At 69.0% G+C, this 26,167-nt stretch carries 28 protein-coding genes and 2 tRNA genes; 22 read left to right on the top strand and 8 right to left on the bottom strand.

Translation table 11 applies throughout. The features are described 5' to 3' along the window. Positions 1-11 precede the first annotated feature (11 nt). From BMZ83_RS01240 to BMZ83_RS01230, 3 genes are all read right to left on the bottom strand, one after another. The gene (locus BMZ83_RS01240) at positions 12-377 is read right to left on the bottom strand and encodes a DUF555 domain-containing protein (protein ID WP_074874797.1); all 366 of its coding nucleotides are present in this window, start codon (positions 375-377) and stop codon (positions 12-14) included. Between the two features lie 73 nt (positions 378-450). Beyond that, a complete protein-coding gene (locus tag BMZ83_RS01235) occupies positions 451-879 on the bottom strand; it encodes a GtrA family protein (RefSeq protein WP_074874795.1) in 429 nt (142 codons plus the stop codon). Next, positions 880-2,316, bottom strand: coding sequence for a sulfatase (locus BMZ83_RS01230; RefSeq protein WP_074874793.1), 1,437 nt, complete (start codon positions 2,314-2,316; stop codon positions 880-882). Between the two features lie 164 nt (positions 2,317-2,480). Here BMZ83_RS01230 and BMZ83_RS01225 point away from each other — a divergent pair, with 164 nt between their 5' ends. After that, positions 2,481-3,449: an arsenic resistance protein gene (locus BMZ83_RS01225; protein WP_074874791.1), complete on the top strand. Its 969-nt coding sequence runs from the start codon at positions 2,481-2,483 to the stop codon at positions 3,447-3,449. Positions 3,450-3,624: 175 nt separating this feature from the next. Then, the gene (gene carB / locus BMZ83_RS01220) at positions 3,625-6,978 is read left to right on the top strand and encodes a carbamoyl-phosphate synthase large subunit (protein WP_079990070.1); all 3,354 of its coding nucleotides are present in this window, start codon (positions 3,625-3,627) and stop codon (positions 6,976-6,978) included. Between the two features lie 31 nt (positions 6,979-7,009). Here carB and BMZ83_RS01215 read toward each other — a convergent pair whose 3' ends face one another. Next, a complete protein-coding gene (locus BMZ83_RS01215; RefSeq protein ID WP_074874789.1) occupies positions 7,010-7,831 on the bottom strand; it encodes an NAD(+)/NADH kinase in 822 nt (273 codons plus the stop codon). A gap of 124 nt (positions 7,832-7,955) precedes the next feature. On the opposite strand from BMZ83_RS01215, the gene BMZ83_RS01210 reads away from it, so the two are divergent. From BMZ83_RS01210 to BMZ83_RS01195, 4 genes are all read left to right on the top strand, one after another. After that, the gene (locus BMZ83_RS01210; RefSeq protein WP_074874786.1) at positions 7,956-9,170 is read left to right on the top strand and encodes a KaiC domain-containing protein; all 1,215 of its coding nucleotides are present in this window, start codon (positions 7,956-7,958) and stop codon (positions 9,168-9,170) included. 103 nt (positions 9,171-9,273) lie between these two features. Next, entirely contained in the window at positions 9,274-9,708 is a 435-nt protein-coding gene (locus BMZ83_RS01205; RefSeq protein WP_074874784.1) for a DUF2391 domain-containing protein, read from the top strand. 205 nt (positions 9,709-9,913) lie between these two features. Beyond that, the gene (locus BMZ83_RS01200; protein ID WP_074874782.1) at positions 9,914-10,390 is read left to right on the top strand and encodes a GNAT family N-acetyltransferase; all 477 of its coding nucleotides are present in this window, start codon (positions 9,914-9,916) and stop codon (positions 10,388-10,390) included. Between the two features lie 518 nt (positions 10,391-10,908). Beyond that, complete coding sequence (locus tag BMZ83_RS01195; RefSeq protein ID WP_143076868.1) at positions 10,909-11,601, top strand: DUF6989 domain-containing protein; 693 nt, start codon at positions 10,909-10,911, stop codon at positions 11,599-11,601. 10 nt (positions 11,602-11,611) lie between these two features. Here the strand turns inward: BMZ83_RS01195 and BMZ83_RS01190 are convergent, their stop codons facing one another. Next, positions 11,612-12,784 carry a cystathionine gamma-synthase gene (locus BMZ83_RS01190; RefSeq protein ID WP_074874778.1) on the bottom strand — a complete coding sequence of 391 codons (1,173 nt, stop codon included), beginning with the start codon at positions 12,782-12,784 and terminating at the stop codon, positions 11,612-11,614. Positions 12,785-12,929: 145 nt separating this feature from the next. Between BMZ83_RS01190 and BMZ83_RS01185 the strand changes: the two genes are divergently transcribed. From BMZ83_RS01185 to BMZ83_RS01160, 6 genes are all read left to right on the top strand, one after another. Next, positions 12,930-13,223, top strand: a complete 294-nt coding sequence (locus tag BMZ83_RS01185; RefSeq protein WP_074874776.1) for a 50S ribosomal protein L21e — start codon at positions 12,930-12,932, stop codon at positions 13,221-13,223. Continuing rightward, entirely contained in the window at positions 13,223-13,579 is a 357-nt protein-coding gene (locus tag BMZ83_RS01180; protein WP_074874774.1) for an RNA polymerase Rpb4 family protein, read from the top strand. The genes BMZ83_RS01185 and BMZ83_RS01180 overlap by 1 nt, the downstream gene beginning before the upstream one ends. A gap of 63 nt (positions 13,580-13,642) precedes the next feature. After that, on the top strand, positions 13,643-14,248 hold the full coding sequence (locus tag BMZ83_RS01175; protein WP_074874772.1) for a DUF655 domain-containing protein: 606 nt from the start codon (positions 13,643-13,645) through the stop codon (positions 14,246-14,248). An 84-nt stretch (positions 14,249-14,332) separates the two neighbouring features. Then, entirely contained in the window at positions 14,333-15,202 is an 870-nt protein-coding gene (locus tag BMZ83_RS01170) for a 16S ribosomal RNA methyltransferase A (RefSeq protein WP_074874770.1), read from the top strand. Then, complete coding sequence (locus BMZ83_RS01165; RefSeq protein WP_074874768.1) at positions 15,203-16,411, top strand: mechanosensitive ion channel family protein; 1,209 nt, start codon at positions 15,203-15,205, stop codon at positions 16,409-16,411. After that, positions 16,408-17,043 (top strand): HemK2/MTQ2 family protein methyltransferase, encoded by a 636-nt coding sequence (locus BMZ83_RS01160; RefSeq protein ID WP_074874766.1) that lies wholly within the window; start codon positions 16,408-16,410, stop codon positions 17,041-17,043. Before BMZ83_RS01165 ends, BMZ83_RS01160 begins: the two co-directional genes overlap by 4 nt. A gap of 97 nt (positions 17,044-17,140) precedes the next feature. Here the strand turns inward: BMZ83_RS01160 and BMZ83_RS01155 are convergent. Then, positions 17,141-17,224 (bottom strand) — tRNA-Leu (locus BMZ83_RS01155). Positions 17,225-17,398: 174 nt separating this feature from the next. On the opposite strand from BMZ83_RS01155, the gene BMZ83_RS01150 reads away from it, so the two are divergent. The 7 genes from BMZ83_RS01150 (at position 17,399) to purF (ending at position 22,802) form a co-directional block, all read left to right on the top strand. Further along, positions 17,399-17,896, top strand: a complete 498-nt coding sequence (locus tag BMZ83_RS01150) for a DUF309 domain-containing protein (RefSeq protein WP_074874764.1) — start codon at positions 17,399-17,401, stop codon at positions 17,894-17,896. Between the two features lies 1 nt (position 17,897). Then, positions 17,898-18,674 carry a GNAT family N-acetyltransferase gene (locus tag BMZ83_RS01145; protein WP_074874762.1) on the top strand — a complete coding sequence of 259 codons (777 nt, stop codon included), beginning with the start codon at positions 17,898-17,900 and terminating at the stop codon, positions 18,672-18,674. A 57-nt stretch (positions 18,675-18,731) separates the two neighbouring features. Then, a complete protein-coding gene (locus BMZ83_RS01140) occupies positions 18,732-19,760 on the top strand; it encodes a M42 family metallopeptidase (protein ID WP_074874760.1) in 1,029 nt (342 codons plus the stop codon). A gap of 75 nt (positions 19,761-19,835) precedes the next feature. Beyond that, positions 19,836-20,639, top strand: a complete 804-nt coding sequence (locus tag BMZ83_RS01135) for a M14 family metallopeptidase (protein WP_074874758.1) — start codon at positions 19,836-19,838, stop codon at positions 20,637-20,639. A gap of 80 nt (positions 20,640-20,719) precedes the next feature. Continuing rightward, positions 20,720-20,950 carry an LSM domain-containing protein gene (locus BMZ83_RS01130; protein ID WP_074874756.1) on the top strand — a complete coding sequence of 77 codons (231 nt, stop codon included), beginning with the start codon at positions 20,720-20,722 and terminating at the stop codon, positions 20,948-20,950. After that, a complete protein-coding gene (locus BMZ83_RS01125; protein ID WP_049980850.1) occupies positions 20,947-21,123 on the top strand; it encodes a 50S ribosomal protein L37e in 177 nt (58 codons plus the stop codon). Before BMZ83_RS01130 ends, BMZ83_RS01125 begins: the two co-directional genes overlap by 4 nt. 233 nt (positions 21,124-21,356) lie before the next feature. Further along, entirely contained in the window at positions 21,357-22,802 is a 1,446-nt protein-coding gene (gene purF, locus BMZ83_RS01120) for an amidophosphoribosyltransferase (RefSeq protein WP_074875333.1), read from the top strand. Between the two features lie 13 nt (positions 22,803-22,815). Here the strand turns inward: purF and BMZ83_RS01115 are convergent, their stop codons facing one another. Then, on the bottom strand, positions 22,816-23,379 hold the full coding sequence (locus tag BMZ83_RS01115; protein WP_074874754.1) for a DUF420 domain-containing protein: 564 nt from the start codon (positions 23,377-23,379) through the stop codon (positions 22,816-22,818). Positions 23,380-23,531: 152 nt separating this feature from the next. Between BMZ83_RS01115 and BMZ83_RS01110 the strand changes: the two genes are divergently transcribed. Further along, positions 23,532-23,616: transfer RNA gene (locus BMZ83_RS01110), tRNA-Leu, on the top strand. Between the two features lie 271 nt (positions 23,617-23,887). Here the strand turns inward: BMZ83_RS01110 and BMZ83_RS01105 are convergent. After that, the gene (locus BMZ83_RS01105; RefSeq protein ID WP_074874752.1) at positions 23,888-24,622 is read right to left on the bottom strand and encodes an MBL fold metallo-hydrolase; all 735 of its coding nucleotides are present in this window, start codon (positions 24,620-24,622) and stop codon (positions 23,888-23,890) included. Between the two features lie 500 nt (positions 24,623-25,122). Between BMZ83_RS01105 and BMZ83_RS01100 the strand changes: the two genes are divergently transcribed. Together BMZ83_RS01100 and BMZ83_RS16690 are read left to right on the top strand one after the other, a co-directional pair. Next, a complete protein-coding gene (locus tag BMZ83_RS01100) occupies positions 25,123-25,842 on the top strand; it encodes an SDR family NAD(P)-dependent oxidoreductase (protein ID WP_074874750.1) in 720 nt (239 codons plus the stop codon). Between the two features lie 163 nt (positions 25,843-26,005). Beyond that, entirely contained in the window at positions 26,006-26,155 is a 150-nt protein-coding gene (locus BMZ83_RS16690) for a hypothetical protein (RefSeq protein ID WP_166623240.1), read from the top strand. Positions 26,156-26,167: the final 12 nt, after the last annotated feature.

Below are 26,167 nucleotides of genomic sequence, written 5' to 3'. Positions count from 1 at the left end.
GACGGAGAGCGTTACGCTTCCTCTTCCTCGCCTTCCTCGGTCTGGACGGTCTGGATGACCTCCAGCGGGACGTCACGGAGCGCGCCGCCGACCTCGCTCTTGGCGATACGGGTGGCGTGCTCCTCGTTCTCGGCGTTGAAGATCTCGATCTCCAGCACCAGTCCGACGAGTGCGGTGCTCGCGGCGATGAACGCGGAGTCGAACGGCTCGCCACAGGCCGGGCAGTCGGTCAGCCCGACCTCGACGTCGACGTACTCCTTGTCGGCCTCGTTGAGTCGGCGGCCCGACTCGGAGACGGCGACGCCGATGGCGTCGTCGATGTCCTCGACGTCTCGCACCAGCCACGCAGCCTCCATCACGACGTGATAGTTGCTCATACTGGTTCCAGTGGCCTGTGCACGTTAACTCCAGCGAAGCGTGCCGACGAGTTCCGGGAACCGCGACCGCCACTCAGGTCCGTCCCCACGTCCACTTCACGTCGAAGAAGTACCGATAGACGCCGCTGACGAGAATCGCGACGGCGTTTGCCAGCAGGTACTGGATCCCCTGCCAGTCGACCAGCGCGTACAACACCGCCAACTGGATCGGGATCGCCGTCCCGCGCACCACGTTCGTCTTCAGGAGCCCGGTGAGATAGTCCGTCCAGCCGGTGTTCCGCATCGACGCGAACGTCCAGGCGTTGTTGAGGACGTACGTCATCACGATCGTGATCTCGATCGCGACGGTCGCCCCCAGGAGGTAGTTCACGTCGCCGGCATCGACGAACAGCCAGAGCAGCAACATCTGGACGCCCGCCGTCGTCGATCCCACGATGACGTACCGCCGGAGCTGGACGGCGATCGGCCCGCCCAGGAGGTTGCGGAGGAACGAGCGGAGCATCTAGCGGTAACCCAGCGCCTCGAGTCGGTGTTCGAGGTCCTCGTCGACCTCGGCCGCGGCGTCGGCGTCCCCGTGGCCGCGGAGCAGGTCCGCGTGGGCGTCGATGATCGGGGCGAACTCCTCGATCACGTCGCGCTGCTCGGCCGTCGGATCGCCGGCCAGGTTCGTCTGCTGGGTCGGGTCGTCGGGGTGGTGGTACAGTTCGGCCGCCTCGGTGCCCGCCGCATCGACGTTCTCGACGTAGGTCCAGTCGCGGTCGCGGACGCTCACCAGCAGGTCGCCGTCGTCGAGCGAGCGCGGGATGGGTTGGCTGGTCACCTCCTCCCCGCGAACCGTCACGGAGACCACGGGCTCGCCCGCCGGGTCCTCGCCGTCGATGACGCTCGGGGCGACGCTCGAGCCGGTCCACGCTGTCGGCGCATCGAGGCCGAGCAGATCGGTCACCGTCGGCGGAACGGCGTCGAGGCCGACCTGTCCCCCCACGCGCCCGCCGTCGGTGCCGGGCACGTCGACGATCAGTGGGACGTTGATCAGTTCGTCGTAGAGTTTGGGGTAGTGCGCGAGGTGGCCGTGCTCCTGGAACTCCTCGCCGTGGTCGCCGGCGACGACGACCGCCGTCTCGTCGTCGACCCCGGCGGTCTCCAGCGAGTCGAGCACGCGCCCGACGCTGGCGTCGACCTGTCGGACCGCCGCCTGGTAGAGCGTGCGGAGGTCCGCGAGCGTCCGTTCGCCGACGTTCCAGCCCAGCCCAGTCCGGGTGTGGGCGTGGATCATCCGGTGGGTGCCGAGCAGGCCGTCGGACACCTCACGGATGTACCGCGGCGCCGGGACGTACGGCGTGTGGGCGTCCATGTAGTGGATCCAGAGGAAGAACGGCTCCTCGGCGTCCTCGATGAAGTCGGTCGCGGCGTGTTCCACGTCGAACATCCGCGAGGTGTCGAGGAACGGGCGCTCGTCGGTGCCGCCGCGGAGCCACGAGCCGAACCGTCGCACGGGCGAGGTGGCCAACTGGAGCCACGCCTCGACCGTCGGGTGGGTGGCGAGGTACTTGCTGTAGATGCTGGACCCGACGCTGGCGACGAACGGTTCGAACTCGTCGAAGCCGTCGTCGTAGCCCCAGTGGGAAGTGAGGAAGCCGTTGGCGGCGTTGAACCCCGCCGTCTCGAACCCGGCCTCCGAGAGCGTCTCGGCCAGCGTCTCGACGCCGTCGACGCCGATGCGACCGTCGTCGGCGAACACGGGGCGTGAGGCCAGGATCGACGGGAACGAGAAGGGTGTCCAGTTGCCGGTCGCGAACGCGCGGTCGAACGTCGTCCCCCGGTCGGCGAGCCCGTCGAGCACGGGCGTGTGGCGGTCGTCGTCGTAGGCGCCCAGCGCGTCGGCACGAAGCGAGTCGACCGTGACCAGCACGACGTTCGAGAGATCGGTGTCAGTCATGGTGGGTCCCCGACTGCGGACGGGTGGTGTCGTCCTCGCTGACAGACGGGGACGACGCGTCGGACGGGTATATACCTACTACGCGGCGCCCCGGGGCTAAAAGTACCACTATCCGGAGGAGCTCCGAGCGCCGCAGTTTTCCCCCGAAGCGCCGAACCGGGGCCATGGACGCGAAGGCGTGGCTCCAGCGCCGGCAGGTCGCCGTCTACGCCGTCGGCGTCGCACTCGCCGTGGGCGTCGGCGTCGGCCGCCCCGCTGTCGCCCCGGCTGTCGAGGAGCTCATCGACCCGGTGTTGGCGCTGCTGCTCTACGTCACGTTCCTCGAGGTGCCCTTCGTCCGGCTCCGGCGCGCGTTCCGGAACCGCCGGTTCATGGCGGGGGCGCTGGGAACGAACTTCCTCGTCGTCCCGGTCGTGGTCTGGCTGCTGACGCGACCGCTGCCGAACCGGCCCGCGCTGTTGGTCGGCGCGTTCATGGTGCTGTTGACGCCCTGTGTCGACTACGTCATCACCTTCACCGACCTCGCCGGCGGCGACGCCGAACAGGTCACGGCGGCGACGCCGGCGCTGCTGCTCGCCCAACTCGTTGCGCTGCCGGCGTACCTCTGGCTGTTCGTGGGGCCGACCGTCGCGTCCGCGATCGAGCCCCGGCCGTTCGTCGAGGCGTTCCTGCTCATCATCGCGCTGCCGCTCGCGCTCGCGTGGCTGACGGAGGCGTGGGCCGAGCGCTCCCGCCGCGGCGCGTCGTGGCAGACGGCGATGGGCTGGCTCCCGGTGCCGATGCTGGCCGTGACGCTGTTCGTCGTCATCGCCTCACAGCTCACGCGCGTGCAGGACTCGATCGGACAGATCGCCGCGGTCGTTCCGGTGTACGTCGCGTTTCTCGTCGTGATGCCGCTCGTCGCGCGGTCCGTGGGCGCGCGGCTGGACCTCCCCGTCGCCGAGCGTCGGGCGCTCGTGTTCACGTCGGTCACGCGGAACTCGCTGGTCGTGTTGCCGCTCGCACTCGCGCTCCCCGCGGCCTACCAGCTCGCCCCGGCCGTCGTCGTCACGCAAACACTGGTCGAGCTCGCAGGGATGGTCACGCTGACGCGGGTGGTCCCGCGCTGGCTGGTCCCGGAACCGGATCGCTAACTGGACCGAGTGGGGACGCGACCGGGCTCGGACCGCCGTTTTCGCGGTCGCCTTTCGTCGACGAACAACACACGCGAGTGGTGAGGCCGCAGCCTAGTTACGAAATTCGTAATGCTACTTCGGAACTCGTAGCTATCCGCCGAGTTTATTACGATTCGCGTATTCCCATGGTGTAATGACGGAGACCGGCAGTGACGACGGAGCGACGATCGCCCCGGAACCAGTCACGGACGGCGGCGCGGCTGCGTCGGACGACGGCGACGCGGGCGCCGACCGGACCATCCTGCTGATCGGTAGCGGCCCGATCCAGATCGGCCAGGCCGCCGAGTTCGACTACTCCGGCGCGCAAGCCTGCCGGGCGCTGCAGGAGGAGGGCGCCGAAGTGGTGCTCGTCAACTCCAACCCGGCGACGATCATGACCGATCCGGAGACCGCCGACCGGGTGTACGTCGAGCCGATCACCCCCGACGCCATCGCGGAGGTCATTCGGAAGGAGAACCCGGACGGCGTCATCGCCGGCCTCGGCGGCCAGACCGGGCTGAACGTCACCGCCGAACTCGCCGAGCAGGGCGTCCTCGAGGAACACGACGTGGAGATCATGGGGACGCCGCTGGACACGATCTACGCGACCGAGGACCGCGACCTGTTCCGCCAGCGCATGGAGGAGCTCGGCCAGCCGGTCCCCAAGTCGACCACGATCAGCCTCGCCGACGACGAGTCGGCGACGGAGATGAGTGAGGCGGCACTCAAGGAGCGCGTCGAGGCCGGCGTCGAAAAGGTCGGCGGCCTCCCCGTGATCGCCCGCACGACCTACACGCTGGGCGGCTCGGGCTCGGGCGTCGTCGGCGAGATGGACGAACTGCTCGAACGCACGCGCAAGGGGCTCAGGCTCTCGCGCAACGACGAGGTGCTGCTCACCGAGTCCATCTCGGGCTGGGTCGAACTGGAGTACGAGGTGATGCGCGACGCGGGCGACTCCTGCATCATCATCTGCAACATGGAGAACCTGGACCCGATGGGGATCCACACCGGCGAGTCGACGGTCGTCACGCCGTCGCAGGTGATCCCCGACGACGGCCACCAGGAGATGCGCGACGCGGCGCTGGAGGTCATCCGCGACCTGGGAATCCAGGGCGGCTGTAACATCCAGTTCGCGTGGCGCGACGACGGCACCCCCGGCGGCGAGTACCGCGTCGTCGAAGTCAACCCGCGCGTCTCGCGCTCCTCGGCGCTGGCGTCGAAGGCGACGGGCTACCCGATCGCCCGCGTGACCGCCAAGGTCGCGCTGGGCAAGCGCCTCCACGAGATCGACAACGAGATCACCGGCGAGACCACCGCCGCCTTCGAGCCGGCGATCGACTACGTGGTCACGAAGGTGCCGCGCTGGCCCATCGACAAGTTCCCCGAGACCGACTTCACGCTCTCGACGGCGATGAAGTCCACCGGCGAGGCGATGTCGATCGGCCGCACGTTCGAGGAGAGCCTGCTCAAGGCGCTCCGGAGCTCCGAGTACGACCCGGCGGTCGACTGGACGAGCGTCGACGACGACGAACTCGCCGAGTCGTACCTCCTCAGACCGAGCCCGGATCGCCCCTACGCGATGCTCGAGGCGTTCGTCCGCGGCTTCTCGGTCGAGGAGGTCGCCGACCTCACCGGAATCGAGGACTGGTACGTCGAGCGCTACCGGCACGTCGCCGAGGCGGCGATCGACGCCGCCGAAGGCGACTACACCGCGGCCGCGGAAGTGGGGTTCACCGACAACGAGATCGCCGCCGTCGCCGGCGGCGAGTTCCCGGACACCCACGCGTCCTGGATCCCGGCCTCCGAACCCGGAACGCAGGAGCCCGCGGCGGCCGACGGCGGCACCACGGACGTGACGCCCCAGCAGGTCGCGAGCGAGACGCCCGACCGCTCGTTCAAGCAGGTCGACACCTGCGCCGGCGAGTTCGCGGCGTCGACGCCGTACTACTACTCCGCGCGCCGCCCGGAGCTGTTCGACGACCCCGGCGCGAGGAGCGAACTCCAGATCGACACCGACGTGGAGAGCGTCGTGGTCGTCGGCGGCGGCCCGATCCGCATCGGGCAGGGCGTCGAGTTCGACTACTGCGCGGTCCACGCGGTCCGCGCGCTGGAGGAACTGGGCATCGACGCCCACGTGGTCAACAACAACCCGGAGACGGTCTCGACGGACTACGACACCTCCGACGGCCTGTTCTTCGAGCCGATCACCGCCGAGGAGGTCGCCGACGCGATCGAGGCCACCGACGCCGACGGCGTGATGGTCCAGTTCGGCGGGCAGACCTCCGTCGACGTCGGTGAACCGCTGGAGACGGAACTCGACCGCCGCGGGCTGGACTGCGAGATCCTCGGCACCGGCGTCGACGCGATGGACCTCGCGGAGGACCGCGACCGCTTCAACCGCCTGCTGGCCGAGCGCGGGATCGAACAGCCCGCCGGCGGCTCGGCGACCAGTGAGGCTGAGGCGCTCGATCTGGCGCACGAGATCGGCTACCCCGTGCTCGTGCGCCCGTCCTACGTGCTCGGCGGACGCGCGATGCAGGTCGTCCACGGCGACGACGAACTCCGCGAGTACGTCGAGGAGGCGGTCCGCGTCTCCCCCGAGAAGCCGGTCCTGATCGACTCGTTCCTCGAGGACGCGGTCGAACTCGACGTCGACGCCGTCGCCGACGGCGAGGACGTGCTGATCGGCGGCGTGATGGAACACGTCGAGAGCGCGGGCGTCCACTCGGGCGACTCCGCCTGCGTGATCCCGCCGCGCTCGCTCGACGACGAGACGCTGACCCGCGTCCGCGAGGTCGTCGAGGAGATCGCCGAGGCGCTCTCGACGGTCGGCCTGCTGAACGTCCAGTTGGCCGTCCAGGAGGACGAGAACGGCGAGGCGAGCGTCTACGTGCTCGAAGCGAACCCCCGCTCCTCGCGCACCGTCCCGTTCGTCTCGAAGGCGACGGGCGTCCCGATCGCCAAACTCGCCGCCCGCGCGATGGCCGGCGAGTCGCTGGCCGAGATCGACGCCGCCGAGCAGATCCCCGAGCAGCCGAGCGTGAAGGAGGTCGTGCTGCCGTTCGACCGCCTGCCGGACTCGGACCCGCGCCTCGGCCCGGAGATGAAGTCCACCGGCGAGGTGATGGGCACCGCCGACAGCTTCGGGGTGGCCTACGGGAAGGCACAGATCGCCGCGGACAACGAGATCCCGGCCTCCGGGACGGTCGCAGTCGACGGCGACTGGCCCGCGGCCGTGATCGACGGCTTCACCGACTACCTCGACGCCGTCGAGCCCGACGACCTCGAGACGGCGCTCAAGGAGGGCAGCGTCGACTTCCTGCTCTCGACGGAGCGTGACAGTCTCAGAACCGCCGTCGACGAGGAGGTCCCCTACCTCTCGACGGAGGCGTCGGCCCGCGCGGCGCTCGCGGCGCTCGATGCGGGCGCGGAGACCGACGGCTCGCTGGCCGGCGTCGACGTGGCCGCGCTGTCGGACCGTCCGACGCGCGAGGAGAACTGGGGCTGAGGGCGACGGACTGACCGGGAGGGGTCGAACGCTACTCCAGTTTGTTCAGCGCGTCGAAGAACTCCGCGTCCGGCCCGGCCAGCCGGATCGGCGTGTCGGCGGTCCGGATCGTCACCGTCGTCGGCGGGTCCGGGCTCCGGGTCACGCGCCCGTCGACGATCACGTGCGCCTCCGGCGTCCCCGTGAGCCGGACCGTGATCTCGCTGTCCAACCCAACCGCCAGCGGCGGCATCCCCGCCTCGGCGCACATCTCGTTGAGGACGACCGCCTCGACATCGGGATGGACCAGCGGCCCGCCCTCAGAGAGGTTGTACGCGGTCGACCCCGTCGGCGTCGCCGCGAGGACGCCGTCGGCCCGACCGGAGGAGAACAGCGACCCGTCGACGCGTATCTCGAGGTCGACACCGCCGGCTGGGCCGCGCTGGGCGCCCTGCAGGACGATCTCGTTGACGGCGGCAGGGCTCACCCAGTCGTCGCCGGCGGCGACCAGCCGGGGAGCCTCGCGGACCGAGAGCTCCCCCGTGCGGAGCGCCTCGGCCTCGTTCAGCACCTTCTCGACCGCGTCCTCGGGCCCGATCGCGTTGAGGAAGCCGACCTCGCCCAGGTTGACGCCGACGATCGGCGTGTCGCCGACGCCGCGGGCCGCGAACAGGAACGTCCCGTCGCCGCCGATGGCGACGACGAGGTCACACGCGTCCATCGCCGAGACCGGACGGCCCGACTGTTCGTGTTCCTCGGCCGTGGCCTCGTCCAGCCACACCTCCACGTCGGCCTCCCGGAGGCGGTCACGGATGTCCGCCGCCAGGAACGACGCCCGCCTGTTGCCCCGCTTCGCGACGATGCCGACCAGCATGGGTCGCGGTTCCAACCCCGCCGGCAAAAGCGCGCGGATCCGCCGCGCCACGGACAACCTTCATTTGCGGGCGCGCCGAGAGTCCGACAATGACTGGACGCCTCGCGGGGGTGGACGCGCCCACATGAGCGACGACGAGGAGGAAGACTGGTTCGAGCGGGCGATGCGTGAGACCGAGGGGACGTCCAACGAGGAGGGGACGACGGAGGAGACCGCCGACGACGCCGACATCGACGACGGGACGCCGACCGACGGCGAGGCGTTGACGGGGGAAGCGGCCGACGAAACCCCGTCGTCGACCCCCTTCAGCGACAGCGGTGAGAGCGGCGCGGGGGACGAGGGGGACCCGTTCGGCGGCGACAGCCCGGACGAAGGGACCGAGTCGGAGTCGGACCCCTTCGGTGGCGTCGCCGGCAGCGGGGAGCGAACGGACCCGTTCGGGGACGCCCCCGGGTTCGGCGAGGGAGGGGGTAGTGGCGAGCAGGGGACCGACGACGCTCCGGGGGGGTTCGGCGGCGGCGGTGAGGGAGAGTTCGGGGGCGGTGAAGGAGGGTTCGGCGACGGTGAGGGAGGGTTCGGCGGCAGCGGCGAGGGGTTCGGCGGCGGACAGGAGTCGTTCGAGGACGCCGAACTCGAGTCGGACATCGACCGCGTCAACGTCGGTATCGAGGGGCTCGACGAGATGATCCTCGGCGGCGTCCCCAAACGGTCGCTGATGGTGGCCATCGGCGCCGCCGGGACCGGGAAGACCACGTTCGGCCTCCAGTTCCTGACCGAGACGCTGCAGGACGAGGGGCGGGCGATCTACATCACGCTGGAGGAGTCCCGCGAGGCGATCCTCTCGACCGCCGAGGAGAAGGGCTGGCCGTTCCGGGAGTGGCGCGACGACGGGCGCCTCGCCATCGTCTCGATGGACCCCATCGAGATGGCGAACTCGCTGTCGTCGATCCGGAACGACATCTCGCGGCTGGTCGAGGAGTTCAGCGCCGACCGGCTCGTGCTCGACTCGGTGTCGCTGCTGGAGATGATGTACGACCACCCCGCCCAGCGCCGCTCGGAGGTGTTCGACTTCGCGCGCTCGCTCAAGCGGGCGGGGGTGACGACGATGCTCACCTCCGAGGCCAGCAGCGACGACGCCTACACCTCGCGGTACGGGATCATCGAGTACCTCGTCGACGCGGTGTTCATCCTCCAGTACGTGCGCCCCTCCGACTTCCGGGAGACCAGACTCGCCGTCGAGATCCAGAAGATCCGGGACGCGAACCACTCCCGCGAGACCAAACCCTACGAGATCACCAACGAGGGGATCTCGGTGTACCGGCAGGCGAACATCTTCTGAACCGAGGCGTCGACGACGGGCAGTCGGCGCCGTGTGAAGTTCCGTCACGGGGCCACCGGGGCGTACCCGTCGGAGTAAAGAACCCCGCGGGCCAGTGATCGGTATGATCTCGGTCCCGCGTAGCCTCCTCCGGCGCCTGTTCAACCGCGAGTTCAGGCCGGCCGACGTTGCTCAGCAGGTCGTCGGCGGCTTCCTGCTCGCGGGGCCGTTCGTCGTGACCGAGGAGGTCTGGGTGCTCGCAGGGTTCATGAACGGCGTCCAGTGGGCGGTGACGGTCGCGATGGTGTTCACAATCGGATGGGGGGCGCTCTATCGCGCCGACAGCGACCGGGACGCCGACGACGAGACGGAGGTCGCGGGCATCCCCTACCGGTTCCTGACGCTGATGCTCGTCTCCTTCGGCTCGGTGCTGGTGCTGGCGTTCAGTTTCGCCGCCCCGGAGGCGTTCGGGGCGGATCTGTCCCAGACGGCGAAGGCGGTGAGTATCGGCGCCGTCTTCGCGGTTGTGGGGGCGGCCACCGCCGACAGCGTGTTTTGACCGTCGGCGGCGCGTGATCAGCAGCGACCGTCGAGTCGCTGCACGGAACTCGATGCCGCAGACGTGTTTTGAGCGTTCACGGCGAGCGTCCGGCTCCGGCCTCCGCTGGAGCGACGAAGCTCGATCCCGGTACACCGTACTCCCGCTGTTTCCACCCCCCACCGACGACGGAGTTAAATCCCCGTCACGACTACTGCCGCCAAGCGTGAGCGCGACCGTCGAGACGCGCCGGGACCCGCGGGGCGACGCGACCTACGAGTCCGAGGCGTGGCAACTGAAAGAGCAGATCCGCAGAGAGGAGGGCGTGCTGAAGCAGCGCCGGAGCTTCTTCAGGGACGCCTACCGCCGCGCGGACTGCCGACTGCTGTTCGTCGACGACGAGCTCGCGGGCTTCGTTTCGGCCCGCCAGGACGGCTACATCCTCTTTCTCGCAGTCTCGCCCGACTACCGCGGCGAGGGGTTCGGCGAGCGGCTCGTCGCCGCCATCGCCGAGGACCACGACTCGGTCACCTGCCACGCCCGGGCGACCAACGACCAGGCTCTGGCGTTCTACCGCCACATCGGCTTCGAGGACGTCCGCCGGATCGAGAACTACTACGAGGACGGCGGCGACGCCTACTACCTCAAACTCGGGGAGGACCGGTCGCTCTCGGAGAAGCTGTCGGAGTTCGTCCGTCGGTAACGGTCCTCACCAGAAGCCAGCGATCTCTCGTTTGCTGCCCGGAACCCTCGATCCCTGTCAGCATGAGCGTCGTCGCCACCCTCACTCGCTTCGCTCGGCCGTGGTGACCAGTGCTCTCCGACCTATGTCCGGACATCCGGACCGATTCAATACAGTGAGCGTTCCTCTCATCACTCACGGATGGTGGCATTTTTCGATTCTTCAGGAAACGCCGGTGCTATCTCCGTTTCGATAATTCGGAACCGAGACCTGTCACGGGAGAGCCCCGTCACACGACTCGAACGCCGTCGGGATCGGTCTCCCGACGTGTTTGTGATTCTGAGTGAAAACTGCAATAGCGAGTCCGCCCGAAGGTTTCCGCATGCGCACTTCGAGGCGGTTCGATCCAACACCCTCCAACCGGCCGCTCGAATCTCCAACTGGCTCTCCGTTCCCGGACCACTACTCGCCCCACTACCGGTCGAAACCGGATTGCTCGACTGCTGTCAACTGGCACGCATCCGACGGAGGGGAAGGTAATGCGTGACACCGTCGCGCTTTCAGGGGTTTCACGCCTCCGTAGCCACATTACCGCGCGGGATGGTCTCGTCGGTGTCTGGATGCTCGGGACGGTCCTCGCGTACTATCACAACTTCCTTTTCCTCCGATCGACGGTGCTCTCCTACCTCTACGCGTTCGTCTTCTATGGGGTCGGAGTGGCGTACGCAACGTTCGACGAAAGAGTTCGCCATCTGCTCGCGATCGGGACGATCGGCGGGGTTCTGGAGCTCCTTGGGGACCACTTTCTGGTCCACGTCGCCGGGACTCTCGTGTATCCATCGGGTTACCCGGTCCTGCTGAGTTCCCCCGCATACATGCCGTTCGCGTGGGCGATCCTCATCTCGTTCATGGGCTATGTGGGGATCCGCCTCCACGAGGAGATCGGCACCACCGCCGCGTACCTCGGGCCGGCAGTGTTCGCGTTCGTGGCCGAGAGCGGGTTCGAATCCCTCGCGAGCCAGGGCGGCGGCTGGATCTACGCGAGCGCGCCGCTGGGGTGGATCGGCCACGCGCCCCTGTTCATCGTCGTCGCGGAAGCCGTGATGTTCGCGTCCAGTTACTACTGGGCGAGACGGAGTGCTCTCGTGGGAGGGCTCGGGATCGGCGTTACGATCAACGCGAGCTACGTCGGCGTCTATTACCTGTTCAGACTGGTCGAGACGCTGGGGTAAGCTCCCCCAACTACTCCAGCGCTTCCTCGAACGCCTGCTCCAGATCGCCCTTCAGGTCGTCGACGTGCTCGACGCCGACGCTCACGCGGATCAGGCCGTCCTTCAGCCCCGCCGCCTCGCGCTCCGCCTTCGGGATCGCGGCGTGGGTCATCGTCGCCGGCTGCTCGATCAGGCTCTCGACGCCGCCGAGCGATTCGGCGAGCGTGAACACGTCGGTCTCCGAGACGACCGTCTGGGCCTCCTCCAGCGTGCCGTCGAGTTCGAAGCTGAGCATCCCGCCGAAGTCGTCCATCTGCTCGGCCGCGAGGTCGTGGTCCGGGTGGCTCTCCAGTCCGGGGTAGTAGACGCGGGCCACCGCGTCGTGGTCCTGCAGCCAGCCCGCCAGTTCGCTCGCGTTCTCACAGTGGCGGTCCATCCGCACCGGGAGCGTCTTCGTCCCGCGGAGGACGAGGAAGCAGTCGAAGGGCGACGGCGTCGCGCCGACGGAGTTCTGGTAGAAGCCGATTCGCTCGTCGAGCTCGGGGTCGTCGACGATCAGCGCGCCGCCGACCACGTCCGAGTGGCCGCCGAGGTACTTCGTCAGCGAGTGGGAGACGATGTCGGCCCCGTGCTCGAGGGGGCGCTGGAGCATCGGCGTCGCGAACGTGTTGTCGACCGCCGAGAGCGCGCCGTACTCCTCGGCGATGTCCGTCAGCGCGTCGATGTCGTTGACGTTCAGCAGCGGGTTGGTCGGCGTCTCGACCCAGAGCAGTTCCGTGTCCTCGGACATCGCGTCTCGCACTGCTTCGTGGTCGGTGGTGTCCACGAAGTCGAACTCCAGGTCGTAGTCCTCGTACACCTGCGTGAAGATGCGGTGGGTGCCGCCGTACACGTCGTCGCCGGCGACGACGTGGTCGCCGGATTCGAGCAGGTTGAGGACGGTGTTGATCGAACCCATCCCGGAGGAGAACGCGCGGCCGAACTCCCCGCCTTCGAGGGCTGCGAGGTTCTCCTCCAGGTCGGTCCGGGTCGGGTTGCCCGTCCGGGAGTACTCGTAGCCGCGGTGGTCGCCCGGCGCGTCCTGCTCGTACGTGGAGTTGGCGTAGATCGGCGTCATCAGCGCGCCGGTCTCCTCGTCCGGTTCCTGGCCCGCGTGGATGGCCCGGGTCTCGATGCGTTCGTCGTCGCCGCGGTCGTCGCTCATACCGGTGCCTCGGGCGGTGGGGGCGTCATAGTTCCGCTTCCGGCGTGGGTCGGTGGGGAGTCCAGTCGGTCCGCCGAGCAGGTCGCAGCCCCGACCCGAGAACGCATCGTTTATACGCCGACCGCCAGTACGCGGGAACAAGACCATGCCTAGCTCCAACGGGCCCAACACTGGCACTCGCGACAAGCTGTCCAACCACCCCCGGGACCGCGGCACGTCGCCGCCCCAGCGCGCCATCGCCGAGTACGACGAGGGGCAGAAGGTCCACCTCGTGCTCGACCCGTCGGTCGAGGACGGCCGGTTCCACGCCCGCTTCAGCGGTCACACCGGCGAGGTCATCGGCACGCAGGGCGACGCGTTCAAGGTCCAGATCACCGACGGCGGCAAGGAGAAGACGATCATCGCCAGCGCCGCCCACCTTCGCGCACAGGAGGAGTAATGACGATCTTCAAAGAGAAGCTCGACGAGGAGTACCTCACGGCCGCGGAGGTCAAGGAGGAGCTCCAGGACGTCGAGGAACAGCGCGCGGCGGAGGACGACCGTGAGCTCCGCTACGAGCTCGCGCGCGCCATCGAGCACGTGAACCGGTTCGCACTCCTCGACGCCGAGGAGTCACGCGAGCTGGTCGAGCGCCTGAAGGAGCTCGACAAGGTCGACGACGCCACCGCCCACAAGATCGCGGATCTGCTGCCCCGCGACCGGGACGAGCTCCGGACGGTGTACGCACAGGAGCGCTACTCGCTGTCGGGCGAGGAGCTCGACGCGATCCTCGACATCGTCGCCGAGTACGCCTGACTCCTCGCGGACCCGGTCCCACACCGGGCAACAGTTTATCCGTCGCGGTGACTTATCAGGGGCATGAGCGATGCCGAAGAGTCCGACACGGCCGAGGACGCGGCCGAGGACGCAGCCGTCGAGCACGCGGTCGTGCTCGACCACCTCCCCTACGGTCGCCCCGACGACGACCGGCCACAGCACCAGAAACCCGAGATCGCCTACGCCGTCGGCGAGGGGCAGTTCGACCTGTTCGAACTCACGCTCGCCGAGGGCGCCGACGTGAGCATCGGCGACCGGATCGTCGTCGCCCCCGACGCCGACCGCGATCTGGTCGATCGCTACCGCGAGATCGACCACGACGACCTCTCCAGAGGCGCCGAACAGGAACTCGAGTACGTGATCGAGGAGATCGTCGACCGCCACCCGCAGCGCTTCCTCGACTACTTCAACGACGCCCAGCCGCTGACGCTGCGGCTCCACCAGCTCAACGTCCTCCCCGGGATCGGCGACAAGCTCCGGGACGACATGCTCGAGAGCCGCAAGCGCGAGGGGCCCTTCGAGAGCTTCGAGGACCTGGAGGAGCGCATCTCCGGGCTCCACGACGCGAAAGGCGTCGTCGTCGAGCGGATCATCGAGGAACTCACCGAGGACGTGAAGTACCGAGCCTTCGTCGGGGAGGAGCAGTAGTTCCCCGCGACTCTGACAGCCGGCGAACAGATCGAACGACGCCGGAACGGGGCTTTTAACGCCGGCGGCACGCTATCGCGGGTAATGACTGGGCCCGACGACCCCCGGGACCCCGACGCCCTCATCCGCCGTGCCAAACGAGGGAACCCGGAGTTCGACCAACACTTCCTCGTCGACGACCGGGTGCTCGACCGGCTCCCGGACTACCTCCCGGAGTCCGCCGACCGCGCACACGTGCTGGAGATCGGCGGCGGGACGGGGGCGCTCACCGATCGACTGCTCGCGGCCGCGCCCGGAGGCGGCGAAGTGACCGTCGTCGAGCGCGACCCGGACCTCGTCGCGTTCTTGCGCGAGGAGTTCGCCGACGCCATCGGGGCCGGCGACCTGACCGTGATCGCGGGCGACGCGCTCGACGTGGAGCTCCCCGACTTCTCGGCATCGGTGTCGAACCTCCCCTACGGCGCCTCCTCGGAGATCGCGTTCGACCTGCTGCCCCGCAAGCGCCCGCTGGTGTTGATGTTCCAGCGGGAGTTCGCCGAGCGCATGATCGCCGAACCGGGCGAGGACGACTACGGGCGGCTCTCGGTCTCGGCCCAGCACTACGCCGACGTGGAGATCGTCGAGCACGTGCCCGCCGAGGCGTTCGACCCGCAGCCGCGTGTCGACAGCGCAGTCGTGCGCTGCACGCCGCGTGACCCCGAGTACGAGGTGGCCGACGAGGAGTTCTTCCTGCGGTTCGTGAAGGCGCTGTTCACGCAGCGCCGGAAGACGATGCGCAACGCGGTCCGCAACACCGCCCACATCTCCGGGCTCGAGGACCCGGACGCGGTGGTCGATGCGGCCGAGGAATCGCTGATGAGCCGGCGCGCGGGGACCGTCTCGCCGGGCGAGTTCGCCGAACTGGCGGCGCTGGCTCGACGGGTGGACCCCGGCGTCGTCGGGGGAGGTGGCTGAATGTCCACGCACTCCCTCCGCGAGCTGATCTGGGCGGCGACGGTGTCGACGGAGGCCCGGATCCTGGCGACGGTCCTCGTGTTGGCTCTGTTCGCGGGCGTCAGCGTCGGGGGCCGGTCGCTCGACGCCTGGTTGAAGCAGTACGTCGACGACGCCGTCGCGGACTCTGTCCAGGCGACCGTCGTCGCGCTCGCGACCGCACTGACGGCGATGTTCCTGGTGACGGTCTGGCGGGCGGGCTGGCTGCTCGAACAGGGGTTCGCCCAGATCGACCCCTCCAGACAGCAGGTCGTCGCGATCGTGCTGAGCGGCGTCATCTTCGTCGCCGCGTACCTGCTGACGCGGTTCACCAAGAACAGCATCCGGCGGCTCTCGAAGGAGCGCGGCGCCATCACCGACCACCAGCAGGAGGTCGCCCACCACATCGTCCAACTGCTCATCTTCGGGCTGGCGGTGCTCGTCGTGCTCGGGATCTGGAGGGTCGATCCGAGCCAACTGCTGCTCGGCGCCGGGGCCGCCGGGATCGTGATCGGTCTCGCAGCCCGGCAGACCCTCGGCGCGGTGCTCGCGGGGTTCGTCGTCCTGTTCTCCCGGCCGTTCGATCTCGGCGACTGGGTCATCATCGGCGACGAGGAGGGGATCGTCACCGACATCAGCGTGTTCAACACCCAGATCCGGACGTTCGACGAGGAGTACGTGATGATCCCCAACGACATCGTCACGGACACGGAGGTCCGCAACCGCTCCCGAAAGGGTCGGCTCCGCATCGAGACCGACGTGGGCGTCGACTACGACACCGACGTCGAACACGCGATGGACGTCGCCGCCGAGGCGATGGCCGGGACCGAGACGCCGATGGAGCGTCCCGGTCCCAACGTCGTGCTCGCGGAGTTCGGCGGCTCCAGCATCGTCCTCCGGTTGCGCTACTACATCGACAACCCCAGCGCCCGGAAGATGTGGAAGGCCCGGACGGAGGTCATCGCGGCGGTCAACGAGGCCTTCGCTACCGAGGGCATCAAGATCCCGTTCCCCCAGCGCGAACTCTCCGGACGCCCCCAGGGCGGCGACCTCGCGGTCTCGGGAATCAGTTCGGGTGCCGTGGCCGACAGCGAGACGGCCGACGCTGACGGGACCGGCGACGCCGACGACCGCGTCGAACGAGAGGACGCCGCCGCGGACGGCGCCGGCGGCGACACGGGGGACCAATGACCGACGAGGTCGACGACGGGACGACGGCGACCGACCTCGCCGAGCGCCGCGGGCAGGAGACGAAAGTGTACCAGCCGGCGGAGGACTCGGGACTGCTCGCCGACGCCGCCAAGGAGTTCGCCCGCGGGCGGACGCTGGAGGTCGGCACCGGCTCGGGCTGGGTCGCCGAGCAGGTCGCCCCCCAGGTCCCGGAAGTCGTCGCCGCCGACGTGAACCCCCACGCCTGCCGGCAGGCCCGCGAGCGCGGCATCGAAACGGTTCGAACGAACCTGACCGACGCGTTCGCCGACGGGAGCTTCGAGACGGTGCTGTTCAACCCGCCGTACCTCCCGACCGATCCCGAGAACGAGTGGGACGACTGGATGGAGCAGGCGCTCTCCGGCGGCGAGAGCGGCCGCGAGCTCATCGAACCGTTCCTCGACGACCTCGGGCGCGTGCTCGCACCCGGCGGGCAGGCGCTGCTGTTGGTCTCCTCGCTCGCGGGCTACGAGGAGGTCGAGGAGCTCGCCCGCGACGACGGCTTCGTCCCCGAGGAGGTCCGGCAGGAGTCCTACCCCTTCGAGACGCTGTCGATCCTACGGCTCACCCGTTTCACGCTGTGTGGGAAGCCCTCGGCCGGCCGGATCGAGTAGGCGTCGACGGCGATGGACGGGGCTGTCGCTGGTGGGTGGTTCCGGAATTTTGCGAGGGAAGAACGCTCTGTGAGCGCCCTCCCGCACTGTGTGCCAGTGCGAGGGAAGGGATTTGAACCCTTGGACCTCTACAGGAGCGGATCTTGAGTCCGCCGCCGTTTCCCAGCTTGGCTACCCTCGCACGCAGTCTGGGGAAACGGCCCATCGTGGTTTAAGCCACCGGTTCGGGCCGACTCCTCCCGGGCCCGCCGATAGTTTCACACTCGCCGCCTGCTCGGTCCGCCGATAATTTCACACTCGCCGCCTGCCCGGTCCGCCGATAGTTTCACACCTTCCCCGGTACTACCCGCCGACGATGGACGAGCACACCCGAGACCCCGGCGTCGCGCCGCCGCTGGGGAACCCCACCGGGTGGCGCGAGGACCGGCGCTGGGAGCACGCGACGCTCCGCCGGGCGGCCGAACACGGCGTCCGGCTCTACAACGACGGCGCCTACACCGAGAGCTACGACTGCTTCAAGTTCGAGTGGTACAACTACGGCCGCGGCACCGCGGAGTCGGCGTTCTGCCACGGGATGCAGCAGGTCGCCGCCGGCACGCACAAACACGCCGCCGACTGCGGCCGGGGCGCCGACGCCGGCGACACCGGGATGCGGTCGCTCTTTTCGACCGCACTCGACTACCTCCGGGGCGTCCCCGACGACTTCTACGGCGTCGACGTGGCCGCCGTCCGGCGACGCCTCCTCGTCGCGATCTTCGAACCGACCCTGATCGACGACTGGCGCATCGCCATCGACGACCACACCCCCGACGCCTACCCCGCCGACTACGAGTACGCGGCGGGGCTGGGGTAACGTGCTGGCGCCGGACCGCGTCGCGGCCGCCGAATACGCCAAACGACGCGTGCTCGCCGAGGGAACCGACACACGGTTCGGCACGTTCGTCCACGACCCGGCCCACGCCGACCGCGCGGCGGCGACCCAGTTGCTCGACGCGCGACTGCCGCCCGCCGACGCGCCGAACCCGCCGGAGCGCGATCCGGCCGCCCGCGCGCTTCTCGCCCGATTGGACACGCTGTTCGACCGCCACGAGCGCCCTCACCGCGTCGTCACCGGCGTCGACGCCGGGACGGCCGCCCGGCTCGCGCCGCTGGCCCGGGCGCGCGGCTACGAGCGGGAGGACTACTGGGCGCTGGCCGCCCACCGCGTCGACGCCCCGGCGATCCCGGACGAACGCCGTCTCGAAACGCGGTCCCACGGCAGCGACGCCGCCGGGACCGTTCACGAGTCCGTCGGTCGGGACCCCGCGGGCGTCGCGTACGCGGCCGAGGTCGCGAGCGCACTCGGAGGCCAGGAGGTGGTCGCGTTCCGTGACGGCGATCCGGTGGGGGCGGCGGGCTGGTATATCCACGGAGGCGCCGACGATCCGGTGGCTCGGCTGACCCACGTTGGCGTCCGGCCCGCAGTACAGAACGAGGGCGTGGGATCGACGCTGGTCCGGGCAGTCGTCGATCGGTGTCCGCTGCCCGCCGACCGCATCGTCGTCTGTGCGACCGCCGATCGGGCGGAGTTCTACGAGCGACTCGGATTCGTCCGGAACAACGCCCTCTGGCGGTTCGCCCGGCTCCCCTGAGCCGGCGACGGTCGCCCCGACCGGAGCGCCTTTGGCCTGGCCGGGACAGCCTCGGGTATGCACGACCGCGAACTCCTGTTCGATCTCTCCGCGGCGGCCGGCCCCGTGGGCTACGAGGACGGCGTCCGCGAGGTGGTCCGCGAGGCGCTCGCGCCGGACGTCGACCGACTCCAGACGGACGCGATGGGGAACGTCGTGGGGACGGTCGAAGGGGACGGCGACCGCGAGGTCGTCGTCGCCGCCCACGTCGACGAGATCGGCTTCATGGTCTCGGCGGTGACCGACGACGGGTTCCTCCAACTCGACTCGCTGGGGGGCTGGAACGCCCAGATCCTGCGTGCCCAGCCCGTGACCGTCCACACCGAGGACGGGACGGTTCCGGGCGTCATCGGCGCCGAACCGGCCCACACGCGCGACGAGGACGACGTGGAGGGGGTCGACGACCTCGCAGTGGACCTGGGGCTCGACGGCGACGACGCCGCCGACGCGGTCGCCGTCGGCGACGTGATCAGCCTCGACGCGACGCCCCGCGTCCTCGGTGACTGCGTGACCGGGAAGGCGCTCGACGACCGCGCGGGCGTGTACGCGATGCTCGCGGCCGCACGCGCCGCCGACCCGGACGCGACGGTCCACTTCTGTGCCACGGTGCAGGAGGAGGTCGGCCTGCGCGGCGCCCGCGCGGTCGCGACCGACGACCGGTTCGATCCGGACCTCGTGATCGCGCTCGACGGGACGCTCGAACGGAGCGTCCCGGACGTCGACGAGGCCGAGACGATCACGACGCTCGGCGACGGTGTGGGTATCAAGCGGAAGGACGCCTCCGTGATCCCGAGCCCGACGGTCGTCGACTGGCTGACGGACGTGGCCGAGGACGAGACGATCGAGCACCAGCGCGAGGTGGCGTGGAACATCGGCACCGACACCGGCGCGCTCCAGAACGCGGGCGGCGCAGTGCTGTCCGGGGCGCTCTCGATCCCGGTGCGCTACCACCACTCGCCGATCGAGACTGCCCACCGCGAGGATCTGACCGCGACGGTCGACCTGCTCGCGGCGGCGCTCGAACGGACCGGCGAGCTGGTCGACTGACACCGCGGGCCGCCCACTGGCGGCGACGCAGTCCGGAGCCGAGCCCTTCTTGCCCGTCCACCCCGTCCCACAGGTATGCAGATCCACCAGTTGGGCGAGGGACAGCCCGAACTGGCCGTCGTCGCCGGGATCCACGGGGACGAGCCCTGCGGCGTCGAGGCCGTCGAGCGCCTCGTCGCCGACGACCCCGATGTCGAGCGGCCGGTGAAGCTGATCGTCGCGAACGAGGAGGCGCTGGCGGCCGGCGAGCGGTTCCTCGAGGAGGACCTCAACCGGGCGTTCCCGGGCGATCTCGACGGCGACACGCACGAGTCACGGCTGGCCCACGAACTCGCCCGCGAGGTGCAGGGCTGTACGGTGCTGGCGCTGCACTCCACGCAGTCCTCCGCCGACCCCATCGCGGTCATCGACACCGTCGACGAGATCGCGCGCTCGCTCGCGCCGCTGCTCCCCGTCGACGTGCTGGTCGAGACGGACAACTACACCGACGGCCGACTGGTCGAACACGCTCACACGATCGAACTGGAGTGTGGCCTCCAGGGTAGCGAGGAGGCCGCCGACAACGCCTACTGGCTCACGCGGTCGTTCCTCTCGGCCACGAACGCGCTGTCGGTGCCGACCTCGGACGACCGGCTCGCCCAGCCCGGCCGCGACGAGGTGCAGGTGTTCCGGCTCGACGGCCCCATCGCCAAACCCCCGGGACGGGAGTACGACGTGGTCGTCCCGAACTTCGAGCGCGTCGAGGCCGGCGAGCGGTTCGCGCTGGCCGACGGCGAGGCACTGACCGCCGAGGAGCCGTTCTATCCGGTGTTGCTCTCCGCGGAGGGGTACGACGACATCTTCGGCTACGCCGCCGAGGCGGTCGGCACCATCGAATAGCCGGATCGACGCCAGCCGGACGACTCACGCGGCGTCGGCGGTTCGGTACGTTTATTTCCGGCACTTGGGTTTGACTGACCATGAGTGGACGCCCGCTCGACGTGCTCGAGGAATCGCTCACGGAGCCGGTGACGGTCCATCTGAAGGACGGCGAGTCCTTCTACGGGACGCTCGCGGGCTACGATCAGCACATGAACGTCGTGCTCGAAAGCGCCGACGCGAGCGACGCCGTGCTGGGCGAACTCGACGTCGAGGACGTGGACAACACAACGATTATCCGTGGGGACAACGTCGTTTCGGTAACTCTATGACCGGCGCAGGAACACCGAGCCAGGGGAAGAAGAACACCACGACCCACACGAAGTGCCGTCGCTGCGGCGAGAAATCCTACCACACCAAGAAGAAGGTATGCTCGTCGTGTGGCTTCGGGAAGTCCGCGAAGCGACGCGACTACGCGTGGCAGTCGAAGAGCGGCGACAACTAACGGTTCTCTCTGCGGCCGTTCTCCGGTTCCGTAGCGGCAGCGTTCACCGGCGGGCACGTAGTCGACGGCGTCCCACGGCGACCGCGTCGTCGACGGGCGAATATACACGTTCCTGTACACTCTACAGAGATATCGGCGAACATGTAGCACGATAGCGGGGGTTTTTGGTTCCAGAACCCGGAGCGGCAGGTATGCACGAGGGTTCGGCTGAGAGGCCGGCCGGCGAGGACGGGATGCGAGACAAATGCGGCGTCGTCGGCGTCGCGCTCGAGGACCGCGGGGCCGCCCGCCCCTGTTACTACGGGCTGTACGCGCTCCAGCACCGCGGGCAGGAGTCGGCGGGCATCGTGACCCACGACGGGTTCCAACAGCACGACCACGTCGAGATGGGGCTGGTCGGCGAGGCGTTCGAGGAGGACGACCTCGACGGCCTCCAGGGCGAGAACGGCGTCGGCCACGTCCGCTACCCCACGGCGGGCAGCGTCGACGAGGCCTGCGCCCAGCCCTTTACGGTCTCCTTCCGCTCGGGCTCGTTGGCGCTGAGCCACAACGGGAACCTAGTCAACGCCGGCGAGATCCGGGAGGAGCTGGCCGGCGAGGGCCACGCGTTCACCTCCGACGGCGACACCGAGGTGATCGCTCACGACCTCGCGCGCAACCTGCTCGATTCGGACCTCGTGCGCGCGGTCAAGCGCACGATGGACCGCATCCACGGCTCCTACGCGCTGACGGTGATGCACGACGAGACCGTCCTCGGGATTCGGGACCCGCAGGGGAACCGCCCGCTCTGTCTCGGGAAACTCGACGACGGGTACGTGCTCGCCAGCGAGTCGGCGGCGATCGACACGCTCGGCGGCGACCTGGTCCGGGACGTGAAGCCGGGCGAGCTCGTCCTGCTCGACCCCGACGGCGACGGCTACGAGAGCTACCAGTTGGTCGAGGAGGAGAACTCGGCCCACTGCTTCTTCGAGCACGTCTACTTCGCCCGGCCGGACTCGGTGATCGACGACGAACTCGTCTACGACACGCGCCGTGATCTCGGCGCGCGCCTCTGGGACGAGTCGGGCGTCGAGAGCGACGTGGTGATGCCCGTGCCGGACTCCGGCCGCGCGTTCGCGGCCGGCTACGCGGAGGCCGCGGCCGACGAACTCGGCGACGACGCCCCGGAGTTCGCGGAGGGGCTGATGAAGAACCGCTACGTCGGCCGGACGTTCATCATGCCGACCCAGGACCAGCGCGAGCAGGCGGTGCGGCTGAAGCTCAACCCCATCCGCTCGACGGTCGAGGGGAAGTCGGTCACGCTCATCGACGACAGCATCGTCCGCGGGACCACATCGACCCAGCTGGTCTCGCTGCTCGAGGACGCCGGCGCCGCGGAGGTTCACCTCCGCATCGGCGCGCCACAGATCGTCGCCCCCTGCTACATGGGCATCGACATGGCCTCACGGGAGGAGCTGATCGCGGCCGAGCAGGACACCGACGAGATCCGCGAGACCGTCGGCGCCGACTCGCTCGCCTACCTCTCGGTCGACGGCGTCGCCGAGGTGCTCGGCGAGTCACGCGCGGACCTCTGTCTGGGCTGTGTCACGGGGGAGTACCCCTACGACATCGACGGCGAGGAGACGGACCGGGACGTGACCCGGCCCGACATCGACGGCGCCGTCGTCGCCGACGACTGAGTCGCAGTCGCTTCTACCCGAGGACGTACACCATCAGGTACACCACGACGCCGAGGGCGAAGGAGGTCGCCCAGAGCGGCGCCGCGACCTTCCCCACTTTCCGGTGGTTCGTCGACGGGATCTCGCTGACGGGGTGGCTCCAGGCGAGCAGGAGCGTGTAGAACAGGAGCGGCACACAGACCACCGCGAGCGTGATGTGGATGCCGAGGATCGCGAAGTAGACGGTCTCGATCAGTCCCGTCCGGGGGAACTCCGTCGGGCCGATCAGCGCGACCCGGTAGAGGTAGCCGACGAGGAAGACCGCGAACAGGCCGAACGCCGAGCCCATTCGTTTCCGGTGGCCTTCGACGTTCCCCTCGTGGATGGCGCGGACGCCGAGGACGATCAGGACGAACGCGACGACACTGACTGCGGCGTTGACGTGCGGGATGGCGTCGACGACGGCCGCGGGCGCACGCGGCAACGCGTCGGCCGGGACGACCCGCAACGCGGCGGCGAAGACCAGTGCGAGCGCGACGGCAGAGAGGGCCGTCGCGGTACCGAGCGTGTGGTCTCGAACGGCGGCACGGAGGTTCATACCGAACCGTCGGACCGAGCGGGGATTAAACGTGTGGCGACGGCATCGACGGAGCGGTCGACCGGCCCTCCCGGTGGCGCCGTCGCCCGAGGGGAAAGGGAAGCCCTTTTACTGGCCCGACGGCAACGATGGAGTGCAGCAAGCACACGCGAGCGTGGGTAGCCAAGCTAGGCCAACGGCGCAGCGTTGAGGGCGCTGTCCTGTAGAGGTCCGCCGGTTCAAATCCGGTCCCACGCACTCTCCTAACGGTACAGATCCGCCAGCGTCCGCCATCTACCGCGGGGTGGGCGGCACGAGCCGCGGGCGGTTCCCACGGTTCAACGCCGCCGTTCTGCCTCGAGGCAGATGTCGGTCCCGGCGAGGCACCGCTCCACTTCGTGTGGGGTGGGCGCATGTGACGAAGGCGCCGGTTACCGCGTCTGTGGCACGGCGTCGACCGGCGAGGCACCGCTCACCTGGCCGTCGAGGTCACCGACGACAATCTCGATCAGGGGCGGCCGCTCTCGGCTTAGAGCCTGACCCGCGCCCCGTCTTCTGGGACGTGAACGTCCGCTATCGCCGCCCGGAGCTCGTCACGGGAAAGCAAGCAGTGGTTGACGGCTTCCATATGGACGACGACGACCGTGGCATCGGTCGCGTCACGGACAGCCGAGATGTCGTTGATGCCCATCGTGATGGGTTCACCCTGTTCGAAGCGTGCTTCGCCACCATTGAGGACGACCATGTCTGGTTCGAACCGGTCGAGCGTGTCCGCGACCGCCTCGTACCAGATCGTATCACCCGCGACGTACACCGTCTCGTCGGCCTCGAACACGAACCCCGAGACCGGCCCCATGTCCTCGGCTAACTCGTCGTGGCCGTGTCGACCGGGGGTCCGGTGAACGGCGACCGCTGCGAACGAGGCCTCGTCGTCGACCGGGCGCACGTCAGTAAAGCCCTCCTCGACGAACTCCTCGGCCTCCTCGGGCTGGCAGAACAGCGGGACGTCGGCGTCGAGTGCCGCTTTGGCCGCCTCGTCGAAGTGATCGGTGTGGCGGTGCGTGACGACGACGGCGTCGTAGGACAACTCGACAGCGGGCATCGGCACGAGCGGGTTTCGGCGATCGTTCGGCGTGTTCGGTACGGGTGGATCGTCACCCGGGTCCGCGAAGGTCGGGTCGACGAGGAACGTCGTGTCACCAACGTCCAGGAGGAGCGTAGCGTGGCGAACCAACTGCACGCTGGCGCCGGTCGGCGTTGACATACGAGAACAGCTAGGGGACCCATCGCGGTGTGATTTGCTTCGACGGCCCTGTTGGCCGATGCCGTCGCGGATGGAGACGCACCGACCTCCGCATTACGTGCCTCGAGTTGGTCGATTACGGCCCGTGACTTGGCGTCGATAGCCTCGGGGTTGCCCATCAAGTCGTCGGCGCTGCCGATCGTGAGATCGGAGAGGGCCTCCTCACTCCCGCTCCGGGCACTATCGACGTCCTCGCCGACGGTTGCGTCGTGGGTCTGTTCGTCAGCAGGCCGTAAGAATCCGGAGTGACCGCTACGGCAAAGGTACCGTGACAACGCGTCTGTTGTCAGAACCCATGTCGACGGCCTCGGCCGCGATGTCGTCGACGACTCCCGACGTTCAGCGAGGCGTTCAAACGGGCCCGTCAGTCGTTCCGTCGCGACACGGCGACGATGAGCGGCTGTACCGAGTGGTCCACCGCCGTCACCACGGTTTTACCGACACGACGCGTACCAGGCTGTATGATTCGAACAGTCGTCGTCGCCGGCGTCGGCCCGGGGCTCGGCGAATCGCTCGCGCGGAAGTTCGCCGCCGAGGGCTGTCAGGTCGCGCTGTTCGCTCGCTCGGCGGACTACATCGAGGAGCTCGCCGACGACCTCCCGGACCCCGGCGAGGGGGTTGCCGTAGAGACTGACCTCACCGACGTGGACCAGATCCGGGCGGGGTTCGACGCGGTCCGGGACGCGTTCGGGCCGGTCGACGTGCTGGTGAACCACGCCAGCGCCGCCTCGTGGACGGGGCTGATGGACACGAGCGTCGAGGATTTCGAGCGGGCCTGGGCGGTCAACGGCCGCGGCGCGTTCGTCTGCTCGCAGGAGGCCGTCGGCGACATGCTCGACACCGGCGGCGGGACGGTCATCTTCACCGGTGCGACCTCCGCGGTCCGGAGCCGCGGGGGCGCGATCGGGTTCACGGCCGCGAAGTTCGCGGCCCGGGGGATGGCGATGGACATCGCCCAGGAGTTCGGGCCGGAGGGCGTGCACGTCGCTCACGTCGTCATCGACGGGCAGATCGACACACCGGGTGCCCGCGACCGAGCGCCCGACCGCGATCCGGAGACGTTCCTCGATCCGGACGAGATGGCCGAGACCTACTGGCACCTCGTCGAACAGGACGACGTGAGCACCCAGCCGTTCGAGGTCCACATCACCAACGGCCCGAACACGACCGAGTTCATCTGACGCGCCGTCACCGTCATCGAGGTCCTCGGCCCAGTGGCAGCACGCTACTCGACGACGTGACGGCCGAGTCGGCGACCTGCTCGCGGCCGACGCCGAACCGTACGGTGAGTCGTCGCTGTTCGCCCGGGCAGTCGTGAACAACCCCGACGTGCTTCCTGTCCGTATGACGTACGTCGACGCCCTGCGCGACGCTGGATCGCTCGACGACCACGAACTCGGGGAGCTCGTCTCCCCGGCCGTCGCGGCGAACACTGTTGCGGACACGCTGAACGGCCACCCGACCGACCGGCCCGACGGGACCGGTAGGAGATAGGTTCTAAATCCC

The organism is Halolamina pelagica, from assembly GCF_900115675.1.
In the GTDB taxonomy this organism is placed as follows: Archaea; Halobacteriota; Halobacteria; order Halobacteriales; family Haloferacaceae; genus Halolamina; species Halolamina pelagica.
Note: the sequence above shows the minus strand (reverse complement) of the source record. Positions and strands in the feature narration are given on the sequence as shown.